This is a genomic window from Streptomyces sp. LARHCF249 (assembly GCF_052871255.1).
In genome coordinates this window covers 55,133-77,696 of the sequence record NZ_JBIXJQ010000019.1, presented here as the reverse complement: position 1 = coordinate 77,696, position 22,564 = coordinate 55,133, and the positions used below count along the sequence as shown (strand labels likewise).

Below are 22,564 nucleotides of genomic sequence, written 5' to 3'. Positions count from 1 at the left end.
GGTGGAAATCGGGCGTCTCGCTGACACCGAAGTCGTTGGCATGAACCCCCCAGGGTGATGTGCGACGAGTGATCGTCGCACACCCGTACGGGGGCGCAGTCAGCGGCGCCGGGGGCCGAAGGCGGCGGCCACGACGGAGAGCAGGAGGCCGAGGACGCCGAGGGCGGCGACGCCCAGCGTGCCGAGGTGGAGCGCGGTCTCCCAGGTCTCCGGCTTGCCGTAGGCCCGGTCGCCGAGGGCTCGCGCCTCGCCCGTGAAGGCCAGCTTCCCGCTGCCGTCCTTCGTGATCTCGTCCGCGTACGTGTACAGCGTGCCGGTGCGCGGGGCACCGTCGGCCGTCCATCGGGTGCCCTCGCACCTGGCGGTGCCCCGGCTCCCGCTGCCGCCCCGGACGAAGGTCTCCGTGCCGCAGCGCGAGGGCAGTTCGACGGTGGCCGGGGAGCCGAAGGCGTAGGCCGCGCCCCAGCCCGTCGGCTTCTGGGAGGCGCTGCCCACGAAGAAGAAGACGCCGACCGCTATGCCGGTGAGGACCAGGCAGAGCGTCGCCCGCTGCTTGAACTTCTCGCCGCGTCCTGCCACGGAATCCCCCAAGATGGTGTGTTCACGTCAAATCGATGACATACGGCCACCCGGATGGCTGATTCCCGCCCCGGCTTGTCGCGCGTTTGTACCGCACCCGCGCCCCGCGGGACAAGGCCTGCGACTCCCGGCCAGGAAAGCTGAGCTGCGCGGTCAGCGACCTCCCTACCGGTCGGTCACTACCTTCGCCTCACCCACTACCCCCACACGGACCCCTGGGAGAGCCGCCCATGCGATTCCGAAGCACCGCCCTGGCCGCCGTCGCCGCCCTGGCCCTCTCGGCCGCCATCCCCGCGACCGACGCGGCCGCCGCCGAGAGCGCCCGCCCCGGAGACCTCGTCAGCAGCGCCCCGTCCGCCTTCCACCCGCTCCCCGGCCAGCCCACCCAGACCAAGGCCTGGAAGATCCACTACCGCTCCACCACCGCCGACGGCGCCCCGAACACCGTCTCCGGCACCGTCATCGTCCCGCAGGACGGCCGCACCGGCCCGCGCCCGCTCATCACGTACGCCGTCGGCACCGTCGGCATGGGCGACTCCTGCGCGCCGAGCAACAACCTCCCGCACGGCACGGCCATGGAGGCCAACCTCATCCAGCAGCTCACCCTGCGCGGCTGGGCCGTGGTCGTCACCGACTACGAGGGCCTCGGCACCCCGGGCGTGCACACCTACACCGTGGGCCCCTCGGCCGGGCGCGCCATGCTCGACGCCGCCCGCGCCGCCACCCGGCTCCCGGAGGCCGGCCTCCCGGCCGACACCCCGATCGGCATCATGGGCTACTCCCAGGGCGGCCAGGCCAGCAGCTGGGCCGCCGAGCTGCAGGGTTCGTACGCCCCGGAGCTGAAGGTCAAGGGCACGGCGACCGGCGGCGTCCCGGCCGACCTGCTGAAGGTGGCCGACTTCAACAACGGCTCCTTCGGCTCCGGGCTGATCTTCATGGCGGCGGCCGGCCAGGACGCGGCCTTCCCCGAGCTCAAGCTGGACTCCTACCTCAACCCCGTCGGCAAACTGCTGGTCGCCGGCATGAAGGAGAACTGCGTGGCGATCGACGCGATCGCCGGCTCCTTCAAGCGGATCTCCGACCTGACCACGCGCAACCCCCTCGACCAGCCGGACTGGCAGGCCCGGCTGAACCAGAGCAAGCTCGGGCGCACCGCCCCCGCCGCGCCGGTGTACCAGTACCACGCGCTGGGCGACGAGTTGATCCCGTACGGGGTGGGCCGCGCGCTGCGCTCCGACTGGTGCGCGAAGGGCGCGAACCTCGAGTTCGACACCATCGTGATCGGTGAGCACGTCAGCGGCGTGATCACCCAGTCGCTCGCGGTCGGCAACTGGCTCGCGGACCGCTTCGCCGGGCGGGCCACGCGCGCCAACTGCTGACGCACCGCTCCGCCCCGCCCCGCCCTGCCCTGCCCTGCCCCGCCGGTCATCCTGCGGCGGGGCAGGACCGCGTCCCGGACGGCAGCCGACCGTCGAGCAGGAAGCGGTCCGCGTACTCCCGGACGCAGCGCGAGGACCCATAACCGGTGTGCCCCTCCCCCTTGTAGTCCACGACCACCGCCGAGCCGAGCCGCTCCGCCGTCTCCTCCGTCCACTCGTACGGGGTCGCCGGGTCCCCGCGGGTGCCGACCAGCAGCATCCGCGGGGCGCCCGGGCGGTCGATCCGCCGGATGAAGTCGGTGCCGGCGGGGCGCCCGTAGCAGGAGAGCACCGTCATCAGCTGGTGCGGCCCGAAGATCGCCGAGGTCTTGAGGAACTCGCCTTTCAAGTCCGCCAGTTCCCTCTCGATGGCCGCCGGTCCGGTCGTGTCGTTCGACCGGTCCGGATCGTCCGCGCAGCTCACGGCGACGAGCGCGGCCTCGGTGTTGTCGGCGGGCACCGTCCCGGGGCCGGCGTCCTGCGCCTCCTCGCCGGGCGGGTCCATCGGCCCGCCGAGCTGGAGCAGCTCCGCCGGGTCGCCGCCCCGTTCGGCCGTCGCCAGCGCGTCGGCGAGCGCGGGCCACATCAGCGGCGAGTACAGGGCGGTGCCGATCGCGCCGACGAGGTCCTGCCCGGTCGTGTACGAGCCGTCGTGGCCGACCAGCGGCTCCTCGTCGAGGCGCGTGACCAGGGCGGCGACCTTCTCCTTGGCGGTGCGGGTGTTGGTCCCGTAGACGCACTCCCGCTGGTGGGCGCACCAGGACAGGAAGTGCTCCAGGGCCCGCTGCTGGCCGCGCGCCGAGACGAGGGCCTGCTCGGCGAGGGGCTCGGTGAGGGTGTCGACGCCGTCGAGGACCATGCGGCCGGTGCTGCCGGGGAACTGCGCCGCGTACACGGCACCGAGCCGCGTCCCGTAGGAGAAGCCGAGGTAGTTGAGCTTCCTGTCGCCCAGGGCCCGGCGGATCACGTCCATGTCGCGGGCGACGTGCACGGTCCCGACGTACGGCAGGACGGGGCCCGAGGCGAGCTCGCAGCGCCTGGCCACGGCGCGCAGGGCGGCCAGTTGCGCGGCGGCGTCGGCGCCTTCCTCCTCGTCGGCCTGCTGGGAGCCGCCGCAGGAGACGGGCTCGCTGTGGCCGACCCCGCGCGGGTCGAAGGTGACGAGGTCGTAGCGCTCGCCGAGGTCGGCGAAGGCGTCCGGGTCGGCGGCCAGGTTCTCGATGCCCGGGGCGCCGGGGCCGCCGTAGTTCAGCAGGAGCGAGCCGAGGCGCTTCTTGCGGTCGGAGGCCGGTATCCGGGCCAGGGCGATCTCGACCGTGCCCTTGCCGGGGGCGGCGTGGTCGAGGGGCACCTCGACGGTCCCGCACCGCATCCCGGCGGGTACGGGCCGCTCGGGGCAGTCGCCCCACCGGATGGCGGGGGCTCCTGATCCGGCCGCGGAGCCCGGGCCGGGGGTCGCTGCGAGGCAGGCCAGGACCAGCGCACAGGCGGCGCCGACACACAGACCGCCACGGGCGCGGGTACGGCTGCGGGGGCGGGAACGGTGCACGGCACCCTCCTCGGGCATCCCCCCGGACCTCTGGACCGGTCAGCCCACCATAAGCGCGCCCGCGCACCCCCGCCCCTCGGCCGGGCTCAGCCCTCGCGGGGCCCCCGGTACAGCTCGTCGATCTCGCGCGCGTAGTCGCGGGCGACGGCGCCCCGCTTCAGCTTCAGCGAGGGGGTCAGATGGCCGCGCGCCTCCGTGAAATCGCCCTGGAGGACGGTGAAGCGGCGGATCGACTCGGCGCGCGACACCAGCCGGTTCGCCTCGTCGACCGCACGCTGGAGGTCCGCCCGCAGTTCCTCGTCCCGTACCAGCTCGTAGATCGGCACGGTCTGCTTCTTGTGCATCTGGCGCCAGTGCAGCAGGCCGTCCGGCTCCAGGGTGATCAGGGCGGTGATGTACGGCCGGTTGTCGCCGATCACCATGCACTGGCCGACCAGCGGGTGGGCCCGCAGGCAGTCCTCCAGGGGCGCGGGGGCCACGTTCTTGCCGCCGGAGGTGATGATCAGGTCCTTCTTGCGGCCGGTGATGGTGAGGTACCCGTCGGCGTCGAGCTCGCCGATGTCGCCGGTCGGCAGCCAGCTCCCGTACGGGACGCCCTGGCCGCTGTTCCAGTACCCGGCGAAGACGTGGCGCCCGCCGAGCAGCACCTCGCCGTCGTCCGCGATCCGTACGGCCGTGCCGGGCAGCGGCCAGCCGACCGTGCCGAGCCTCGGGCGCAGCGGCGGGGTCACCGTCGAGGCGCCGGTCGTCTCCGTGAGCCCGTAGCCCTCGAAGACCTCGATGCCGGCGCCGGTGTAGAACGCGGCGAGGCGCCGTCCGAGGGGGGATCCGCCGCTGAGGACGTAGCGGACGCGGCCGCCGAGCGCGGCCCGGATCCGCCGGTAGACGAGCGGGTCGTACAGCGCCCGCGCGGCCCGCAGCCCGAGCCCGGGGTTCTTGCCCGCGACGGCCGCCTCGCCCAGGCGCTGCGCGAGACGGGCGGCCCGGTCGAAGGAGGCGGCCCGGCCCATTTTCTCGGCGGTGGCGCGGGCGGTGTTGTAGACCTTCTCCAGGACGTACGGGATGGCGAGGAGGAAGGTCGGCCGGAAGCCGGCGAGATCCGCCAGCAGTTCCTCGGTGGCGATGCTCGGCGCGTGCCCGAGCTTGACCCGGGCCCGCAGGCAGCCGACCGCGACCATCCGCCCGAAGACGTGGGACAGCGGCAGGAAGAGCAGGGTGGAGGCCGGGTCCTTGCTGACCGACTTGAAGACGGGGTGCAGCAGCTCCACCGCGTTGTCCACCTCGGCGAAGAAGTTGCCGTGCGTGATGACGCAGCCCTTGGGCTGCCCGGTCGTGCCCGAGGTGTAGATCAGGGTGGCGACGGAGTCCGGCGTACGGGCGGCCCGCCGCCCGTGCACCACCGCGTCGGGCAGCTGCTCCCCGGCCTTGACCAGGCGGGCGACGGCCCCGGTGTCGAACTCCCACAGGTGGGCCAGCCAGGGCAGGTTGGCCCGCTCGGAGCTGATGATCCGCGCCTGCGCGGTGTCCTCGACGGCGCAGGCCACGGCGCCGGAGTCGTGGATGATCCAGCGCGCCTGGAGGGCGGAGGAGGTGGGGTAGATCGGTACGGTGACCAGCCCGGCGGCCCATCCGGCGAAGTCGAGCAGGGTCCACTCGTAGGTCGTACGGGCCATGATGGCGAGCCGGTCGCCCTCCCGCAGCCCCTCGGCGATCAGGCCTTTCGCGACGGCCATCACTTCGGCGGCGAACTGCGCCGCTGTCACGTCCCGCCAGACCCCGTCCCGGTCCTTGCGCGCGAGCACCGCCTCGCCGGGTGCCTGCCGGGCGTTGTCGAACGGGATGTCCCCGAGCGACCCGCTCTCCGGCACGCCCGCCAGCGCGGGCACCCGCACCTCGCGCACCACCCCGTCGACGGTGGTCTTGACGGGCTCGACGGGCTCCAGGGGCCTGGCCAGCCTCAGCTCGGCTTCCACGGCGCACTCTCCTCGGCTGGGGTAGCGAGTTACCGCCGGTAATGTACGCATCGGAACCCCGGCCGACCACCCTCCGCCCGCCTTCTTCACGGACGCTCCACGCCACCGCCCCACGCAGCCGCCGCCCTGCGCGGCGGGCAGCCCGGCGGGTCCAGGTCCTGCGCACGGAAATTCCATGCATTTATCTACGCGAAAGAAAAGAGGGCCACTGGATGTGGCCCCCTCATTCCGCTTGCGATTCAGGCGAGCAGCGCCTTGACCGCGGTGATCACGGGAACTCCGGCTTCTCCGACGAGCGTCGCGATTCCGGAGAACGTCCGGAGCAATTTCTTGAAGCGATCCTCGGGCGGATTCGAACTGATCTCCTCGATTGCCGCGTCCACCTCCGCCCGGTCGTCGGCATCCAGGTGCTGCCGCATCGCCCGGACTTCCTCGAGAAGCGTCTGCAGGGCCGACGCCTCGTCCTCCGGGCCGCCCACGCGCTTTCCGCCGGCCACGATGTCCCCGGAGCCCGTGTGCTCCGCCTTGCCGATGCTGCCGGCCCCGTACTGCGTGTACTGGTCGCCGCCCATCACCGGCCCCCGATGTTGCCGGAGCCGCTGTGCTGCGCCCTGCCGATGCTGCCGGCCCCGTACTGCTGGATGTGGTCCCCCATGACGGCGTGCTTCACGTTGTAGACCACCTGCGCGGTGTCCGGGCGGCCGATCGCCTTGGTGATCTCCATGACCAGGGCCTGGATCTCGCTGCGCTCCGTGGACCACACGGCATCGCGCTGGGTGCCGGAGGTGTTGAGGACCAGGCCGTACAGCGGGGGTTTGCCGATCACCGTGACGAGCTGCCAGATCAGCAGACCCAGCACGACGAGCAGCAGGATCACCCCCAGTTCACCGGCGGCGGCGGCCACGATGCCGCCGACGATGAGGGTGACGAGAGCGCGGGCGATGAACTTTCTCCAGGCCGCGCCTTTGTCGACCTCCAGAATGCGCTGTCCGACGTGGGAGATGTTGCGCAACGGATAGGCCTCACCGTCGACCCACAGCACGCCTTCCTGCACCCGGACTTCAACGGTTGATTGGCTACGCGCCATATCTCGCCCCCCTTGGCTGGTTTTTTGAGTTCTCGGCACGCAGTGTAGGACGATCTCGATCAGCCAAGTAGGGATCGGACAACTTCGACTTAGTGATGATCAATTACTCATTCCGCTTGACATGCAGCACAGCGAAATTCGCCTCGCACACGCCCCCCGCCTAAGGGTTGTCCCGTAAGTGATCTTGCGGTGGGGTGATCTCGGCCGTGGCCGGTGTGATCACGGCGTCGGAGCGGTCCTGGACAGCCCCGTTCGCCGGACCGAGCCCGCGCGCCTTCGGCAAGTTGATGAGGCAGCTGCGCCGCGAGGGCGGCGACGCGCCGGGCCGTGGCCGGCCGTGGAAGCTTTCCCTGGAGTACCGGGTGCTACTGGTGGCCGCGTACTGGCACACCGACGTGACTCTGCGCCAACTCGCCCCGCGCTTCGGAGTGTCGAAGTCCACCGCCGATCGCGCCATCGACCATCTCGGCCCCAGGCTCGCGCTTGCCCCGCGTAGGCGATTCGCCGAGGACGCGGTGCTGATCGTGGACGGGACACTGGTACCCACCCGCGACCACCAGGTCGCCGAGCAGTCGAAGAACTATCGCTGCTCGACGAACCACCAGGTGGTCATCGACGCCGACACCCGCCTGGTCGTGGTGGTCGGCCGGCCCCTGCCCGGCAACCGCAACGACCTGCGCGACTGCCCCTGAGAGGCGACGGTGTGCGCCACGCGATGCACGGCGTTGCCCGCCTGCACAACCTCGCTCTCACGGGATGACTCCCGCCGCATGCGGGACCTGCGAGGTCCCCGGGAGACGGCTCCCCACCTCGTAGTCCCGGAGGAGAATCAGCCGAGGCAGAACTCGTTGCCCTCGATGTCCTGCATCGTGATGCACGACTCGTTGACGCCATCGGCGCGCTGCGTCAGCACGTGCTTCGCGCCGAGCGCCATCAGCCGTGCGCATTCGGCCTCGAGTGTGGCCAGGCGCTCGTCACCCACGAGCCCGGCGCCGGCCCGCACGCAGAGATGCACCCGGTTCTTGACGACCTTGCCTTCGGGAACTCGCTGGAAGAGCAGGCGCGGGGCCACACCCGAGGGATCAGTACACGCGAAGTAGACCTCGTCCTCGGGCGGCAGCGAGCGGTGGTACTCCCCCCACGTGGCAAAGCCCTCCGGGACAGTCGGTATGACGTACCCCAGCACCTCGCACCAGAAGGCGGCGAGGCGCGCAGGTTCCGCGCAGTCGAAGGTCACTTGGAACTGTTTGATCATTGACATCGGCGCACACTAGCAGGGGCCCTGCTCCTCTCCCCGGGTCGGTAGGTCCGCACGTTGTCGGGAGGAGGCACCTGCTACCCGTTGCTGTGTCGTGCGGTCGCAGGGGTGAACCGAGGCCAGTGCTTTCCCCATGGGAACCTGGGATCCGATCCCGGCCAGCCACTCTCGTGCTGCCAAAGATCAGTTACGGGACAACCCTTAGGCGGCGGCTGTTTCGGCGTCCGGCGGACAGTCTCGGCAGCGGCCCGGTTCAGGAGCGCGGAAGGCGCGCTCGCAGCCGTCGCAGTTCTGGAGCGGGTCCGGCCGTCTGGCGGGCCGGGCGGCCCGGGCCGCCGGGAGGTGGGGCGGGAGCTGCGTCCTGAGGCGGTACGCGATCAGGGCCGCCGAGTGGCGCAGGTCGGCGGGAAGGTCCGCGGCCAGGACATGGCGTACGGCCTCGGGGGAAGCCCCGCGCTCCAGCCAGGCCGAGACCCCGGGCGCGAGCTTCCTCACGTCGCGGTCGGCGAGCAAGAGCCTGGGGTCTTCGCTCCGCAGCCGCGCGAGCAGGTCCACGGCCTCCTGGCGAACCGGCGCGGCCGGACCGGCCGCCTCCGGCGCGGGTACGGGCGCGAGTACGGGCGCGGGCTCGGCCACCGGCTCCGGCGCGGGGGCCGGTACGGGCTTCGGCTCGGGCAGCGGCTCGGGCTTCGCCTCGGGCAGCGGCTCCGGCCTGCGTACGGGCTTCTCGTCCGGCGGCGGAGGCAACGGCGGCTGCCGCAGCGCAGCCCCCGGGCTGTTGTACGAGTACGTACGGGTCACCATCTGCCCGGTCGCCAGCCGCTCGCGCCGCCGCTGCAGGTACCCGTGCTCCTCCAGCTCCCGCAGTGCTGAGGCGACCCGGATCTCGCCCTCCGTGGACAGCCCGGCGAGGGTCTTGACGCCGATGGGGGATCCGGCGGGCAGCGACTGGATGTACAGGGCGATGCCCCGCGCGGTGAAGGACAGTTCGCGGTGCTGGGCGAGGCCGTTGCCCACCACGGTGAAGTGACTGGCGTGCCGGATGTTGACGTGAACGACACCTGATCGGGGGGTCCCGGCGGGAACACGGGACGAGGCGCGCGGGGGCGCGCTAAGGTGCTGGGGAGCCATAGGGAAGCCCTTTACTTCCTGCTTGGTCAGGCCCTCGACCGGGATGCCAGTCCCGCCGGGGGCCGTCTCATGTCTGCTGTTGTCGGGCCGAGCATATACCCGGCAACCGGCGCCAAATCCAGCTGAGTTGGCATAATTCACCCATCCGAGGGATGGCGGCGCCCGGCCACAGGGCGGGCGTGGGATGGGCGGGTGGGTTGGTCGGTTCTTTCACCCGTGGATGTGTACTTATGCGTCTCAGCACGCCGGGTCGCGGAGAACCGGGATCCGGCGGCCGGCGGGACTTCCGCCCGCACCACCTTGGACGGGACCGGCGCTTCCCTTACACAATGGCCGGTGCCAGAGCGTGAGTTGACGTACAGCGCGGGGGGGGGGACCCATGCGGGCGGGAGAGCACTTTTCCGGGCGGTACCGGTTGGACGCCCGGCTCGGGCACGGCGGCATCGGCGAGGTGTGGCAGGCGTACGACGTCGAGCTCGGCCGGCCGGTCGCCGTGAAGGTGCTGCTGGAGTTCGACGCGGCGGAGGAGCTGCTGCGGCGGTTCCGCCGCGAGGCGGCCATCGGGGCGCGGCTCCAGCACCCGGGGATCACGGTCGTCCACGACATCGGGCGGCACGAGAACCGGCTGTTCCTCGTGATGGAGCTGCTGGAGGGGGAGGACCTCGCCCGGCTGCTGAGCCGGTCCCCGGCCGGCCTCCCTGTGGCCGAGGCGATCGGTCTCGCCCTCCAGGCCGCGGAGGCGCTGGCCGCCGCGCACGCCCAGAAGGTGGTGCACCGCGACCTCAAGCCCGCCAACCTCTTCCTGCTGGCCGACGGACGCCTGAAGATCTGCGACTTCGGCATCGCCCGTACCGCCGACGCCACGGACGGGCTGACGGTCATGGGCCGGCCGTTCGGCACTCCGCCCTACATGGCCCCCGAACAGTGGCGCGGCGAACACGTCGACGCGCGGTGCGATCTGTACGCCCTGGGGTGCGTGCTCCAGGCCCTGCTGACCGGCACCCCGCCGTTCCCCGCCACCGACCAGCCGTGGGTGCTGATGCGCCGGCACCTGGACGAGACACCGGCGGACCTGCGCACCGTACGGGCGGACGTGCCGGCCGACATCGCGGAACTGGTCGCTTCGCTGCTGGCCAAGGACCCGGCCGAACGGCCGGACGCGCCCACCACCGCCGCCCGCCTGCGCACGGCCCTGACCCCGGCCCCCGCCGCCCCCGGCCTGCACTCCGCCCCCACCGAGCCCGCACTGCCGCCGCCGGGCCGCGAACCGGTGCCGCCGCGCACCCCCGCCCGCGGCCCCCGCCGCCGCACCGTCGTCCTCGGCGGCCTCGCCGCACTGGCCGCGGCGTCGGGAGGCACGTACGCGGCCCTGCGGGGCAATGCCGGCGCGGGCGCCGCCGGCCCCTGGTCCGTCCTCACGGGCCACACCCATTCCGTGGTGTCGGTGGCGTTCAGCCCGGACGGCAAAACCCTCGCCAGCGGCAGCCTCGACAACACCGTCCGGCTGTGGGACCCCGCCTCGCGCACCAGCACCGACACCCTCACGGGCCACACCAGTAGCGTGTGGTCGGTGGCCTTCAGCCCCGACGGCTCAACCCTCGCCAGCGGCAGCGCCGACAACACCGTCCGGCTCTGGGACCTCGCCTCCCGCACCACCACGGCCACCTTGACCGACCACACCAGTTCCGTGGTCTCGGTGGCCTTCAGCCCCGACGGCAAGACCCTTGCCACCGCGGGCTGGGACAACACCGTCCGGCTGTGGGACCTCGCCTCGGGCACCAACACCCTGGCCAGGAAGGCCACCAGGGAAGCCGATGCCACGCAGTCGGTGGCCTTCAGCCCGGACGGCAAGTTGCTCGCCGGCAGCAGCCACAACTCCGTCCAGTTCTGGGACATCGCCTCGCGCACCAGCACCGCCACTCTCACCCGCCACACCGCTACGGTGGATTCGGTGGCCTTCAGCCCCGACGGCAAGACCCTCGCCAGCGGCAGCCGCGACCAGACCGTCCGGCTCTGGGACGTCACCAGGCGCAGCAGCATCTACAACTTCGCCGGCCACACCAGTGAAGTGGACTCGGTGGCGTTCAGCCCTGACGGCAAGACCCTTGCCAGCGGCAGCAGCGACCGCACCGTCCGGCTGTGGGACATCGCCTCGCGCACCAGCATCGCCACCCTCACCGGCCACACCAGCGACGTGGACTCGGTGGCCTTCAGCCCCGACGGCAAGACGCTCGCCAGCGGAAGCAACGACTCCACCATCCGCCTGTGGACGCTCACTTGACGGCAGTGATCCCGTTTCCCCCGTATTAGCATGAACATGATCCATCATTTTCCGGGTCAAGTCGGGGGGAACCATATGTCGTTCGACGCGGAATGGGCTCAGCACAAGGCTGCCGTCCTGGCCGGGCAGCAGTCGCCCGCCATGCGGCTCAACCAGGTGGCGCCGGAGGCGGGCGGCAGCCCGGCGGGCGGCCTGCTGGCCGGGGCCCGGTCCATCAACGGCAACGCCAACCTCCTGATCGAGATTGCCGCGCTCCTGCACGAGGGCCGCCCGGACGGCGACGCCTCCACCATGGCCCGTGCGCCCCGGGCGCACGCCGAGGTCTCGAAGGAAGCCCTGCGCTTCGCCCGGTTCACCGACGACCAGTTCAAGGACACGATCGCCCTGTTCGCCGGCCTGGCCACCCGCCTGAAGACCACTGGTACCAGCTTCGCCCGGGTGGACGACGGCACGGCCGCCGCCTTCCTGAGCCGGATCGTCGACGAAGGCACGTACGTGAAGCCCGAGGCCAAGTGAGCGGGCTGGCACATCGCGAGGACGTCGAGTTCCTGGAGGAGTGCAACCCGGCACTCGTCGAGCGCAACGCCGCCGAGTTCCGCCGGCTGCGCGACCTCCTCGTCCAGGTCGAGGAGCCCGCCCGGCGGGCGGAGACCCGTACGCAGTGGCAGAGCGACGGCAGCCACACGTACACCTCGCGCCTCAAGGAGGCCCGCCAGCTGGTGGCGCACATGGCCGAGGGCTACGACAAGGCGGCGAGCGCCCTGCACGCCTACGCCCTGGCCCTGGCCACCGCCAAGACCCATTACGGCAACGGCAAGCGCTCCGAGCGGGCCCTCGCCGCGCTCATCGGTACCAAGGGCACCGCGATCACCCGCACGGCACAGGAGGCGGAGCCGATGCGCCAGTGGGAGGACATGCGGGCGACCACCGGATTCCTCGACGGCCTCGCCGAGCTGACCATGGACGTGGACGACATCCGCGACGCGGCGAACCGCCTCCACGACGACGCGGGCGGCAACTTCCGGCTGGCGAAGACCACGGAGCAGGAGGCGCGGAGCACGTGCGTGCACGCGCTGAAGCAGGCGTACGAGCTGCTGCCGGAGTTCAAGGTCAAGGGCAGCGACAGCCGGCCCGACCTGTACGCGGCGATGGCGGACATCCGCCGTGAGGCGGAAGAGGCACGCACGAGCCCGCTGACCCACCTCCCGGGCAGCGGCCCCAAGCGGGAGATGACCGGCCCGGTCGGCCCGGACACCCTGATATCGCCTGCGCTGCGGGACATCCGGATGAAGACGGCGGGGCTGCCGGACGACCCGGCCGACACCTTCTGGAACGCTCCGGACAACGATGCGGACAAGACCGAATGGATCTCCAAGAACAAGGAGATACTGCGGGCCGCGGCCCGGCACGCAGGACTGCCCGAAGAGCTCGTCGCGGGCATCGCCTGGAAGGAGATCGCCGGGCAGCCCGGCTTCTTCGACAACGGTGCTGACTTCCTCCGCAGGTCGGCCGACGAGACCCCGTGGGGACTGAGTCCGATCACCGCGGAGAATCTGCCGTGGCGGTTCGGCGGACAGGTGGACGAGACCTCGTTCGGGCCCATCGCCATCCAGCTCCGGCGCGGCGCCGAGGTACTCGGCTACGATCCGGAGCACCTCACGGAGCGGCAGCAGCACGTGGTGCAGGGAGCGCTCCAGGACCCGAAGCAGAACGCGTTCATCGCAGCCGGCTTCCTGGCCCAGATCAAAGCCGAGACCGGCTACGCCGACGTCCCGGCCGATCAGCTGACCCAGGCCCAGATGCAGGAGATCGCCGCCCGCTACAACGGCGGCCCGTACTGGGAGTCGAAGAAGGGCCAGGACTACGGCAATGAATTCGTCGACAACCTCGGCAAGGTGAAAGAGGCAATGCGTTGAGTTCGCGCCGCGAGAACATCGACCTGCCCGAGGACCAGGGATGTCTGCGGTGGGTGCTGGGTGTCCCGCTCGCACTCCTGTACGCGCCCGCCGCCTACTTCTGTTTCCTCGCCTGGTCCGCGTGGCCGAGCGAGCGCGACCATCCATGGCGTGCGGACGTCCAGTCGCTCGCCTACGCCTCCGCGACGCTGTGCGGCATCGGACTGCTGATCACCCTCGCCCCGGTGTTCCGACGGACCATGGGCCTGTGGTGGTACGTGCTTCCGCTGCTGCTGGCCGGGACGGCACTCCTCCGCAGCTGGATGGCGTGAGTGCAATGAAGTACCCCCGCGAGACCATCGACCTGCCCGAGGACCGAGGACAACGCCGCAGCCCCCGCCCGGACGGGGGCGGGGGCTGCGGCGAGTGCGGAAGGATCAGGCGGGCACGGGGACCGGGTCCGACTTCGCGGCCGGGGTCGCCGGGGCGGGCTCGTCCAGCGCGGAGGCCGAGGCGGAGGCGTAGGCCTCCTTGTCCAGGATTCCCTCGCGGGCCGAGACGATGACCGGGACCAGCGCCTGGCCGGCCACGTTGGTGGCGGTGCGCATCATGTCCAGGATCGGGTCGATCGCCATCAGCAGGCCGACGCCCGCCAGCGGCAGGCCCAGCGTGGACAGGGTCAGCGTCAGCATGACCGTGGCGCCGGTCAGACCGGCCGTCGCGGCCGAGCCGATGACCGAGACGAAGGCGATGAGCAGGTACTCCTTGATGCCCAGCTGCACGTCGAAGATCTGCGCGATGAAGATGGCGGCGAGCGCCGGGTAGATCGCGGCGCAGCCGTCCATCTTCGTGGTGGCGCCGAACGGGACGGCGAAGGAGGCGTACTCCTTCGGGACGCCGAGGCGCTCGGTGACCTTCTGGGTGACCGGCATGGTGCCGACCGAGGAGCGGGAGACGAAGGCCAGCTGGATGGCGGGCCAGGCGCCCTTGAAGAACTGCAGCGGGCTCACCTTGGCGACCGTGGCGAGCAGCAGCGGGTACACGCCGAACATCACCAGGGCGCAGCCGATGTAGACGTCGGCGGTGAAGGTCGCGTACTTGCCGATGAGCTCCCAGCCGTACGTGGCGATCGCGGTGCCGATCAGGCCGACGGTGCCGATGGGGGCGAGGCGGATGACCCACCACAGGGCCTTCTGGAGCAGCTCGAGCACGGACTCGGCGAGGTCGAGGACGGGCTGCGCCTTGCCGCCGAGCTGGAGCGCGGCGATGCCGGCGACGACGGCCAGGAAGACGATCTGAAGGACCTTCAGCTCGGTGAACGGCGTGACGATGTCCGTCGGCACGATCCCGGTCAGGAAGTCGATCCAGGAGCCGGTCTTCTTCGGCTCCTTGCCGTCGGCCGCGGTGAGTCCGGTGCCCGAGCCCGGGTCGGTCAGCAGGCCGATGGCGATGCCTATGCCGACCGCGATCAGCGAGGTGATCATGAACCAGAGCAGCGTGCGCGAGGCGAGCCGCGCGGCGTTGTTGACCTTCCGCAGGTTGGTGATGGACACCAGGATCGCGAAGAAGACGAGCGGGGCGATGGCCAGCTTCAGCAGCTGGACGAAGATGTCGCCGGTCTTCTCCAGGGTGGTGGCCAGCCAACTGACGTCCTGGCTGCGGGCGATCCAGCCGAAGAGGACGCCGAGGACCAGACCGGTGATGATCTGGGCCCAGAACGGGAACTTGAACGAGGCCTTGGCGGGAGCCTGGGCCTGGGGGGACGCGGACACGGACACGCTCCTGGGGTGACGCACGAAGACAGAGGGGGGTGGGGCCATTGCGGTGCGGCAGCAGCCAGGGAGGGCGGCCGGCCGGGACCGCTGCTGTATCGATTCAGCGCACGGGGCGGATCAACAGCAACAGGCCGCGGTCGCGCGGCGGCAGAGGTCGACGTACAGGCGCGCCACGAGCGGGACGCTCACGGTGATCGGCTGCGCGGCTGTGGTCGACATGTTGAACACGCTAACACTTCTCCTTTGAGAATCTCAAAGGGCTTCTTTGGGACCGGAAAACACCACCGCCCCAGCGCTGCGGGCGGTTTACCCGGCGCTGGGGCGGTTCGGTGTGTGAGGAAGCTAACGGGCGGCCGAGGCCTCCCTAGGAGGTCACGCGCGCCGCGTCGTCGGCCGCGTCCTCCTGGCTGCGGTTGGCGGCGAGCTTCTGCTTCGCGCCCGCGACCCGGCCGGAGATCTGCTCGGACATCTCGTCGCGCTGCTTGCGCAGGAGCACGAAGGAGAGCGGAGCGGAGAGGACGAGGGCCAGCAGCACGATCCAGGCGAAGTTGGCGTCCCCGAGCCCGGCGGGCACCCAGCCGAGGCGGACCAGGACGGCGGCGACGACGAGGCATCCGACGAAGATGCCCAGACGCATCGCGGTGTAGCGGATCGTCGCGCTCGGCTTGAGGGACACGGTGACCCCTTCCTTCTCGTCTTCGTACGGCGGCACGTGCCCGTCCAGTGAAGCACGCCGGTCCCCCGCTCCCGCCCGCTGGGGTCGGCGCCCGGGCCGGTCAGTACAGCGGCAGCAGCATCGTGATGTCGTCGCGGTCGTCGCCGGGGGCGACGCGGATGGCGTCGGGGACGCGCCCGACCTCCTTGTAGCCGCAGGCCTCGTAGAAGCGCTCCAGGCCCATGCCGCCGCGGCAGCCGAGGCGGATCGCGTCGATGCCCTCGAGGGAGCGGGCCGCGTCCGCCGCCGCGGCCATCAGGTCGCGGCCGTAGCCCTTGCCCTGGTGGCGCGGGTGGACCATCACCGTGTACGCCCACAGCCAGTGCAGCTGCAGGCGGTGCGTGTTGTGGGTCAGGAACGCGGTCGCGGCGACCTCGCCCGCCCCGTCGTGCCCGACGAGGAGCCGGCTTGCCCCGTCGGCGACCGCCGCGAGCTGCTTGATCAGCGCCGGGCGGATGTCGTCGGCGGTGACCGGGGGTACGAAGCCCACGGCGCCGCCCGCATTGGAGACGTCGGCCCACAGCGACAGGATGCCCTCGTGCAGGGCGGGGTCGATGACCGGATCCAGGGTAAAAGTAAGGGTCACAAATGAAGATTATCTATTACGCCCGCCCCTGGCAACGAAGAAGCCCCGGCCCGCACAGCGGACCGGGGCTCCCCACGTGGCGGGGCGTCAGACGCGCATCGCCTGCGGCGTCTCGCGCAGGCCGGCGTCCGGTCCGGGGTACTCGCGGATGATCTCGTAGCGCGTGTTGCGCTCGACCGGGCGGAAGCCCGCCTCGCGGATCAGCTCGAGCAGGTCCTCGCGGCCCAGCTTGTTCGGGGTGCCGTAGTTGTCCGCGTCGTGCGTGATCTTGTACTCGACGACCGAGCCGTCCATGTCGTCCGCGCCGTGCTGGAGCGCGAGCTGGGCGGTCTGCACCCCGTGCATCACCCAGAAGACCTTGACGTGCGGCACGTTGTCGAAGAGCAGCCGGGAGACCGCGAAGGTCTTCAGGGCCTCGGCGCCCGTCGCCATCGTCGTCCGCGCCTGGAGCTTGTTGCGGACCTTGCCGTCCTGCATGTCCACGAAGTCGTGCTGGTAGCGCAGCGGGATGAAGACCTGGAAGCCGCCGGTCTCGTCCTGGAGCTCGCGCAGCCGCAGCACGTGGTCCACGCGGTGGCGCGGCTCCTCGATGTGCCCGTACAGCATCGTCGAGGGGGTCTTGAGGCCCTTCGAGTGCGCGAGGCGGTGGATGCGCGACCAGTCTTCCCAGTGGGTGCGGTGGTCCACGATGTGCTGGCGGACCTCCCAGTCGAAGATCTCCGCGCCGCCGCCGGTGAGCGACTCCAGGCCGGCCTCGATCAGCTCGTCCAGGATGTCCGAGGCGGACATGCCGGAGATCGTCTCGAAGTGGTGGATCTCCGTCGCCGTGAACGCCTTCAGCGAGACGTTCGGCAGCGCCTTCTTCAGCTCCGACAGCGAGCGCGGGTAGTAGCGCCACGGCAGGTTCGGGTGCAGGCCGTTGACGATGTGCAGCTCGGTGAGGTTGTCGTTCTCCATGGCCTTGGCCAGGCGCACGGCCTCCTCGATGCGCATCGTGTACGCGTCCTTCTCACCCGGCTTGCGCTGGAACGAGCAGTACGCGCACGAAGCGGTGCACACGTTCGTCATGTTGAGGTGGCGGTTGACGTTGAAGTGGACGACGTCGCCGTTCTTGCGCGTGCGCACCTCGTGGGCGAGGCCGCCGAGCCAGGCCAGGTCGTCCGACTCGTAGAGGGCGATGCCGTCCTCACGGGTCAGCCGCTCGCCGGAGCGGACCTTCTCCTCCAGCTCGCGCTTGAGCCCAGCGTCCATGCGGTGGTCGCCTCCTCTAGATGCCTGTCCTGCAACCCGACCCCACCGTACTCTCAGCTCTCCTCGGGCAGTTCCCCGACCCGGTTCTCCCACTTCGTGGAGAGCACGATGGTCGTACGCGTACGGGAGACGCCCTTGGTGCCGGAGAGCCTGCGGATGATCTTCTCCAGGCCGTCCACGTCGTTGGCGCGCACCTTCAGCATGAAGGAGTCGTCGCCCGCGATGAACCAGCAGTCCTCGATCTCGGCGAGGTCGCGCAGCCTGCGGGCGACGTCCTCGTGGTCCGCGGCGTCGGACATGGAGAGCCCGATCAGGGCCGTGACGCCGAGACCGAGCGAACGCGAGTCCACGGTCGCGCGGTAGCCGGTGATGACGCCGGCCGACTCCAGCCGGTTGATGCGGTCGGTGACGCTGGGGCCGGAGAGACCCACGAGACGGCCCAGCTCCGCGTACGAGGCACGACCGTTCTCGCGAAGTGCCTGGATGAGCTGCCTGTCCACCGTGTCCATTACGTGGAGCCTTCCATTATTCGGCGATCCTGCAAGTTTAGGTATAGAATCTAAGGCACACAGGGTCAACACCCTGTGAATCTTTTCAACAGATCAATGACGATCTTCAGGAGTGGTTCACCGTGTACACGATCGAGATGGCCTACGCACACATGCGACAGCTCCAGGAGCTGGCCAACCGATCCCGCACCGACCAGCCGTCCGCCGCGCACCGTGTCGACAAGACCCGCAAGCCGCGCACCGCCAAGAAGCGCTAGTCACGGCGCTGCTCACAGCTCACCGGGACGGGCGCCACCGAGCTCCCCCTCCCAACGGCGGTACAGCCGGTGCGGCACCCCTGCCGCGTCGAGCACCCGCCCCGCGACGAAATCCACCAGATCCTGGATGTGCGTCGCACCCGCGTAGAACGCCGGAGAGGCGGGCAGCACGACCGCGCCCGCCTCGTCCAGCGTCACCAGATGCTTCAGCGTCTGCCCGTTCAGCGGGGTCTCCCGCACCGCGACCACCAGTCGGCGCCGCTCCTTGAGCGTCACGCTCGCGACGCGCTGGAGCAGGTCCTTCGACAGCCCGAGCGCCACCCCCGCCACACAGGCCGTGGACGCCGGCACGATCAGCATCCCCTTGACGGCGTACGAGCCCGAACTCGGCCCGGCCGCCAGGTCCCCCGCGCCCCAGTAGCGGACGTCGGCCAGTTCCGGCCGGGCGAAGGTCGCGGGCTTCCCGTCGGCCCCGCGCTCCAGCCACTCCCCCAGGTCCTCCCGCCAGTGCGCGTCGCGGAAGGCGATCCCGGTCTCGTCCAGCAGGGTGAGCCGGGAGGCCCGGCTCACCACCAGGTCGACGCTTTCGCCGGCCGCGAGGAGCCCGCGGAGCACCGCCGCCGCGTACGGGGTCCCGGAGGCGCCGGAAACCCCCACCACCCACGGGGTGCGCTTGCGCTCAGTCATACCTCCGAGACTATCCGGCCACCCCGGGCGGGCACTCGCTAAGGTGGCCGGACGTTCCAGAGGGTGGGACGACACGGGGGCGAGGATGCGTACGACGATGGGCACGACGACAGGTCCGGCGTGGACACAGGGCGACCGCGCGAAGGCCGCGGCCAAGCTCGTGCTCGGCTGGGTGGCCCTGCTGTGGCTGATCGAGGCGATCGACTTCGCCACCGGCCACGCCCTGGACGCGTACGGGATCTTCCCCCGCGATCCCGGCCGGCTGATCGGGATCGCGGCCCACCCGTTCCTGCACTTCGGTTTCGGCCACGTGGCGTCCAACAGCCTCCCGCTGCTGGTCCTCGGCTTCATCGCCGCCCTCGGCGGCATACGCCGCTTCCTGGCCGTGAGCGCGCTGAACATCGCCGCGGTCGGGATCGGCGCCTGGCTGATCGCCCCGCCGAACACCGTCGGGGCCGGCGCCTCGGGGCTGGTCTTCGGCCTCTTCGGCTACGTCGTGGTGCGCGGCTTCGTCGAACGCAAGCCGCTGAACGCGGCCGTGGGCCTGGTCATCGCCGCACTCTGGGGCAGCACGGCCTTCCTCGGCATCCTGCCCACGGACTCCGGGGTCGGCTGGTACGCCCACCTCATCGGCCTCGTGGCCGGCGTGTTGACGGCCCTGTACTTCCGCCGCCCGGCCCCTCCGGCCCACCCGTCGGCCGCCGCCTAGAAGGTCAGGCCCCGGACCGCCAGGTCCAGCAAGGCGCACACGAAGAGGGCAATCCCGATGAACCCGTTGACCGTGAAGAAGGCGCGGTTCAGACGGGACAGGTCGTGCGGCGTCACGATGCTGTGCTCGTAGAAGAAGGCGCAGACGACGACCAGCAGACCCGCCCAGAAGAACATCCCCGCGTCCGTGGCGAGGGCGTACCAGACCAGCAGGGCCGTGGTCACGGCGTGCGCGCCGCGGGCCCCCCACAGCGCGGCCGGGACGCCGAAGCGGGCCGGGACGGACTTGACGCCCTCCGCGCGGTCCGCCGCGACGTCCTGGGAGCCGAAGATCAGGTCGAAGCCGCCGATCCACACACCCACCGCGAGACCCAGGATCACCGCGTCCCACGACCACTCACCGGTCACCGCCAGCCAGGCCCCGACCGGGCCGATCGCCTGCGCCAGGCCCAGGATGGCGTGCGGGAAGTTCGTGAACCGCTTGCCGTACGGGTACACCACCATCGGTATCACCGCGACGGGCGCCAGCGCGAAGCAGAGCGGGTTCAGCAGCGCCGCCGAGCCCAGGAAGACCAGGAGCGCGATCCCGGCCCCGGTCCACGCGGACCGCACCGACACGGCTCCGGTGACGAGCTCACGGCCGGCCGTGCGCGGGTTCCGGGCGTCGATCTCGCGGTCGATGATCCGGTTGGCGGCCATCGCGAAGGTCCGCAGGCCCACCATGCAGACGGTGACGAGCAGCAGCGTGCCCCAGTGCACGTTCCGGTCGAGCCGGAACATGGCGGTGAGCGCGGCGATGTAGGCGAAGGGCAGCGCGAAGACCGAGTGCTCGATCATCACGAGCCGCAGGAACGCCTTGATCTTGTTGGTGGCCTCGGGGGCGGGGCCGGGCCCGACCACTCCGTCGGCGGTGGTCATCATGCGAGGCTCCCGCGGAATTCTTCGAGGTCTGCCAGCAGCGTGGCGAGGGGCACCGGGTCCGTCTCCAGGATCAGGAAGGCCTCGGCGTCACCCTCGGGCGGGGTGATCCGGGCCGTGAACGCGTAGTCCTCGCCGACCGGGCGGCCGTCGAGCCGCAGTACCGCCCCGGCCTCGACGGTGAACCGCCCGCCGGCGCCGAGCGCGGCCTGCAGCCGCTCCGCGAAGTCGTCCGCCTCGGCGTCGCGCAGGCCCGGCAGCTCGAAGCCGCCGCCCTCGCCGTGCTCGCCGCCCTCACCGCCCTCGCCGTCCGCCCAGTCCAGCATCAGCGCCCAGATGTTCCCCGGGCCCGCGAACTCCTCGGCTGAGACCCCCGCCTGCTCGGCGGCCAGCCGGACGCCCGGGTCGGCCGGGTCGAGCTCCGGGCGCACGAGGGCCACGTACGTCTCGCCGCCGAGGAAGAGGGCGGGGCCGCCCATGGCGATCGGGCTCACAGGCCGTACTCCTTCCAGCGGCGGTCCACGAGGGCGGCGGTGGCCGGGTCGGACTCGACCATGTCGGGCCAGCCGCCGTCCCGGGTGTAGCCCTCCTCGGGGAGCTTCTTGGTGGCGTCGATGCCCGCCTTGCCGCCCCAGAACTGCTGGTACGAGGCATGGTCCAGGTGGTCCACCGGCCCCTCGACCACCGTCAGGTCGCGGGAGTAGTCCGTGTTGCCGAGCGCCCGCCAGGACACCTCGTGCAGGTCGTGGACGTCGCAGTCGGCGTCCACCACGATGATCAGCTTGGTCAGCGACATCATGTGCGCGCCCCAGATGGCGTGCATGACCTTCTGCGCGTGCTTCGGGTACTTCTTGTCGATCGAGACGATCGCGCAGTTGTGGAAGCCGCCCGACTCGGGCAGGTGGTAGTCCACGATGTCCGGCACGATGATCTTCAGGAGCGGCAGGAAGAAGCGCTCCGTCGCGCGGCCCAGCGGGCCGTCCTCGGTCGGCGGGCGGCCCACCACGATCGACTGGAGCAGCGGGCGCTTGCGCATGGTCACGCAGTCGATCTTCAGCGCGGGGAACGGCTCCTGCGGGGTGTAGAAGCCGGTGTGGTCGCCGAACGGCCCCTCCGGCAGCGTCTCCCCCGGCTCGAGCCAGCCCTCGATGACGACCTCCGCGTGGGCGGGGACCTGCAGCGGCACGGTCTTGCAGTCGACCATCTCGATGCGCTTGCCGGCGACGAACCCGGCGAAGAGGTACTCGTCGATGTCGCCGGGCAGCGGCGCGGTCGACGCGTACGTCACCGCGGGCGGGCAGCCGAAGGCGATCGCGACCGGCAGCCGCTCCCCGCGCTTGGCGGCCACCGCGTAGTGGTTGCGGCTGTCCTTGTGGATCTGCCAGTGCATGCCGATGGTGCGCTTGTCGTGGCGCTGCAGGCGGTAGAGGCCGAGGTTGCGGACACCGGTCTCGGGGTGCTTGGTGTGCGTCAGCCCCAGGTTGAAGAAGGAGCCGCCGTCCTTGGGCCAGGTGAAGAGGGCCGGGAGCTGGTCGAGGTCCACGTCGTCGCCGGTGAGGACGACCTCCTGGACGGGCGCGGCATCGCCCTTCACCTTCTTCGGCGGCACGTGCACCATCGAGCCGAGCTTGCCGAAGGCCTCGCGGACCCCGATGAAGCCCTGCGGCAGCTCGGGCTTGAGCAGGCCGCCGATCTTCTCGCTGATCTCGCCGTACGACTTCAGGCCGAGCGCCTTCAGCAGGCGCCGGTCGGTGCCGAAGACGTTCATGGCCAGCGGCATCGCCGAGCCCTTGACGTTTTCGAAGAGGAGGGCCGGGCCCCCCGCCTTGTTCACTCTGTCGACGATCTCCCCCACCTCGAGATGCGGGTCGACTTCGGCCTTGATGCGCTTGAGGTCGCCCTCCCGCTCCAGAGCCCGGAGCAGCGAGCGGAGATCGTCGTAAGCCATAGGGGCAAGTATCCGTCACCAACTACCCTTGAAGGGTCA

The 22,564-nt window shown here is 70.9% G+C and carries 23 protein-coding genes and 1 pseudogene; 8 read left to right on the top strand and 16 right to left on the bottom strand.

Going from position 1 to position 22,564, the window contains the following annotated elements:
• Nucleotides 1-99: 99 nt before the first annotated feature.
• On the bottom strand, nucleotides 100-579 hold the full coding sequence (locus ACIPUC_RS35200) for a hypothetical protein (RefSeq protein WP_446594451.1): 480 nt from the start codon (nucleotides 577-579) through the stop codon (nucleotides 100-102).
• A gap of 230 nt (nucleotides 580-809) precedes the next feature.
• Here ACIPUC_RS35200 and ACIPUC_RS35195 point away from each other — a divergent pair, with 230 nt between their 5' ends.
• Entirely contained in the window at nucleotides 810-1,958 is a 1,149-nt protein-coding gene (locus ACIPUC_RS35195) for a lipase family protein (protein ID WP_446594450.1), read from the top strand.
• Nucleotides 1,959-2,004: 46 nt separating this feature from the next.
• Here ACIPUC_RS35195 and ACIPUC_RS35190 read toward each other — a convergent pair whose 3' ends face one another.
• The 4 genes from ACIPUC_RS35190 to ACIPUC_RS35175 all read right to left on the bottom strand — a co-directional run bounded on the left by ACIPUC_RS35190 (nucleotide 2,005) and on the right by ACIPUC_RS35175 (nucleotide 6,606).
• Nucleotides 2,005-3,546 carry an alpha/beta hydrolase gene (locus tag ACIPUC_RS35190; RefSeq protein ID WP_446594449.1) on the bottom strand — a complete coding sequence of 514 codons (1,542 nt, stop codon included), beginning with the start codon at nucleotides 3,544-3,546 and terminating at the stop codon, nucleotides 2,005-2,007.
• An 86-nt stretch (nucleotides 3,547-3,632) separates the two neighbouring features.
• Nucleotides 3,633-5,570 (bottom strand): AMP-dependent synthetase/ligase, encoded by a 1,938-nt coding sequence (locus ACIPUC_RS35185; RefSeq protein ID WP_446594448.1) that lies wholly within the window; start codon nucleotides 5,568-5,570, stop codon nucleotides 3,633-3,635.
• Between the two features lie 188 nt (nucleotides 5,571-5,758).
• Nucleotides 5,759-6,091 (bottom strand): hypothetical protein, encoded by a 333-nt coding sequence (locus tag ACIPUC_RS35180; protein WP_446594447.1) that lies wholly within the window; start codon nucleotides 6,089-6,091, stop codon nucleotides 5,759-5,761.
• The gene (locus ACIPUC_RS35175; RefSeq protein WP_446594446.1) at nucleotides 6,091-6,606 is read right to left on the bottom strand and encodes a DUF6232 family protein; all 516 of its coding nucleotides are present in this window, start codon (nucleotides 6,604-6,606) and stop codon (nucleotides 6,091-6,093) included. Before ACIPUC_RS35175 ends, ACIPUC_RS35180 begins: the two co-directional genes overlap by 1 nt.
• Nucleotides 6,607-6,812: 206 nt before the next feature.
• Here ACIPUC_RS35175 and ACIPUC_RS35170 point away from each other — a divergent pair.
• A pseudogene (locus tag ACIPUC_RS35170) lies at nucleotides 6,813-7,366 on the top strand (helix-turn-helix domain-containing protein).
• A 69-nt stretch (nucleotides 7,367-7,435) separates the two neighbouring features.
• Here ACIPUC_RS35170 and ACIPUC_RS35165 read toward each other — a convergent pair.
• Entirely contained in the window at nucleotides 7,436-7,867 is a 432-nt protein-coding gene (locus tag ACIPUC_RS35165) for a VOC family protein (RefSeq protein ID WP_446594445.1), read from the bottom strand.
• Nucleotides 7,868-8,065: 198 nt separating this feature from the next.
• Nucleotides 8,066-8,884 (bottom strand): helix-turn-helix domain-containing protein, encoded by an 819-nt coding sequence (locus ACIPUC_RS35160; RefSeq protein ID WP_446594444.1) that lies wholly within the window; start codon nucleotides 8,882-8,884, stop codon nucleotides 8,066-8,068.
• 490 nt (nucleotides 8,885-9,374) lie between these two features.
• On the opposite strand from ACIPUC_RS35160, the gene ACIPUC_RS35155 reads away from it, so the two are divergent.
• The 4 genes from ACIPUC_RS35155 (at nucleotide 9,375) to ACIPUC_RS35140 (ending at nucleotide 13,503) form a co-directional block, all read left to right on the top strand.
• Nucleotides 9,375-11,276: a WD40 repeat domain-containing serine/threonine protein kinase gene (locus tag ACIPUC_RS35155; RefSeq protein ID WP_446594443.1), complete on the top strand. Its 1,902-nt coding sequence runs from the start codon at nucleotides 9,375-9,377 to the stop codon at nucleotides 11,274-11,276.
• Between the two features lie 75 nt (nucleotides 11,277-11,351).
• Nucleotides 11,352-11,792 (top strand): hypothetical protein, encoded by a 441-nt coding sequence (locus tag ACIPUC_RS35150; RefSeq protein ID WP_446594442.1) that lies wholly within the window; start codon nucleotides 11,352-11,354, stop codon nucleotides 11,790-11,792.
• A complete protein-coding gene (locus ACIPUC_RS35145) occupies nucleotides 11,789-13,192 on the top strand; it encodes a hypothetical protein (RefSeq protein ID WP_446594441.1) in 1,404 nt (467 codons plus the stop codon). The genes ACIPUC_RS35150 and ACIPUC_RS35145 overlap by 4 nt, the downstream gene beginning before the upstream one ends.
• Nucleotides 13,189-13,503, top strand: coding sequence for a hypothetical protein (locus ACIPUC_RS35140; protein WP_446594440.1), 315 nt, complete (start codon nucleotides 13,189-13,191; stop codon nucleotides 13,501-13,503). The genes ACIPUC_RS35145 and ACIPUC_RS35140 overlap by 4 nt, the downstream gene beginning before the upstream one ends.
• A gap of 105 nt (nucleotides 13,504-13,608) precedes the next feature.
• On the opposite strand, the gene ACIPUC_RS35135 is transcribed toward ACIPUC_RS35140, so the two are convergent.
• The 5 genes from ACIPUC_RS35135 to ACIPUC_RS35115 all read right to left on the bottom strand — a co-directional run bounded on the left by ACIPUC_RS35135 (nucleotide 13,609) and on the right by ACIPUC_RS35115 (nucleotide 18,007).
• Nucleotides 13,609-14,991, bottom strand: a complete 1,383-nt coding sequence (locus tag ACIPUC_RS35135) for a dicarboxylate/amino acid:cation symporter (protein ID WP_446594439.1) — start codon at nucleotides 14,989-14,991, stop codon at nucleotides 13,609-13,611.
• Between the two features lie 319 nt (nucleotides 14,992-15,310).
• Nucleotides 15,311-15,583, bottom strand: a complete 273-nt coding sequence (locus ACIPUC_RS35130) for a DUF4229 domain-containing protein (RefSeq protein WP_446594489.1) — start codon at nucleotides 15,581-15,583, stop codon at nucleotides 15,311-15,313.
• Between the two features lie 139 nt (nucleotides 15,584-15,722).
• On the bottom strand, nucleotides 15,723-16,247 hold the full coding sequence (locus ACIPUC_RS35125; protein ID WP_446594438.1) for an N-acetyltransferase family protein: 525 nt from the start codon (nucleotides 16,245-16,247) through the stop codon (nucleotides 15,723-15,725).
• 87 nt (nucleotides 16,248-16,334) lie between these two features.
• Nucleotides 16,335-17,498, bottom strand: coding sequence for an aminofutalosine synthase MqnE (gene mqnE, locus ACIPUC_RS35120; protein WP_069920704.1), 1,164 nt, complete (start codon nucleotides 17,496-17,498; stop codon nucleotides 16,335-16,337).
• Nucleotides 17,499-17,551: 53 nt separating this feature from the next.
• On the bottom strand, nucleotides 17,552-18,007 hold the full coding sequence (locus tag ACIPUC_RS35115) for an Lrp/AsnC family transcriptional regulator (RefSeq protein WP_446594437.1): 456 nt from the start codon (nucleotides 18,005-18,007) through the stop codon (nucleotides 17,552-17,554).
• Nucleotides 18,008-18,129: 122 nt separating this feature from the next.
• On the opposite strand from ACIPUC_RS35115, the gene ACIPUC_RS35110 reads away from it, so the two are divergent.
• Entirely contained in the window at nucleotides 18,130-18,264 is a 135-nt protein-coding gene (locus ACIPUC_RS35110; RefSeq protein WP_365170129.1) for a hypothetical protein, read from the top strand.
• A 12-nt stretch (nucleotides 18,265-18,276) separates the two neighbouring features.
• Here ACIPUC_RS35110 and ACIPUC_RS35105 read toward each other — a convergent pair whose 3' ends face one another.
• Nucleotides 18,277-18,951, bottom strand: a complete 675-nt coding sequence (locus ACIPUC_RS35105; RefSeq protein ID WP_446594436.1) for a UbiX family flavin prenyltransferase — start codon at nucleotides 18,949-18,951, stop codon at nucleotides 18,277-18,279.
• Between the two features lie 97 nt (nucleotides 18,952-19,048).
• Here ACIPUC_RS35105 and ACIPUC_RS35100 point away from each other — a divergent pair, with 97 nt between their 5' ends.
• The gene (locus ACIPUC_RS35100) at nucleotides 19,049-19,660 is read left to right on the top strand and encodes a rhomboid family intramembrane serine protease (protein WP_446594435.1); all 612 of its coding nucleotides are present in this window, start codon (nucleotides 19,049-19,051) and stop codon (nucleotides 19,658-19,660) included.
• Here the strand turns inward: ACIPUC_RS35100 and mqnP are convergent.
• The 3 genes from mqnP to ACIPUC_RS35085 are packed head-to-tail and all read right to left on the bottom strand — an operon-like array spanning nucleotide 19,657 to nucleotide 22,525.
• Nucleotides 19,657-20,577: a menaquinone biosynthesis prenyltransferase MqnP gene (gene mqnP / locus ACIPUC_RS35095; RefSeq protein WP_446594488.1), complete on the bottom strand. Its 921-nt coding sequence runs from the start codon at nucleotides 20,575-20,577 to the stop codon at nucleotides 19,657-19,659. The genes ACIPUC_RS35100 and mqnP overlap by 4 nt on opposite strands.
• On the bottom strand, nucleotides 20,577-21,071 hold the full coding sequence (locus ACIPUC_RS35090) for a hypothetical protein (protein ID WP_446594434.1): 495 nt from the start codon (nucleotides 21,069-21,071) through the stop codon (nucleotides 20,577-20,579). The genes mqnP and ACIPUC_RS35090 overlap by 1 nt, the downstream gene beginning before the upstream one ends.
• Nucleotides 21,068-22,525 carry a menaquinone biosynthesis decarboxylase gene (locus ACIPUC_RS35085; RefSeq protein ID WP_446594433.1) on the bottom strand — a complete coding sequence of 486 codons (1,458 nt, stop codon included), beginning with the start codon at nucleotides 22,523-22,525 and terminating at the stop codon, nucleotides 21,068-21,070. Before ACIPUC_RS35085 ends, ACIPUC_RS35090 begins: the two co-directional genes overlap by 4 nt.
• Nucleotides 22,526-22,564: the final 39 nt, after the last annotated feature.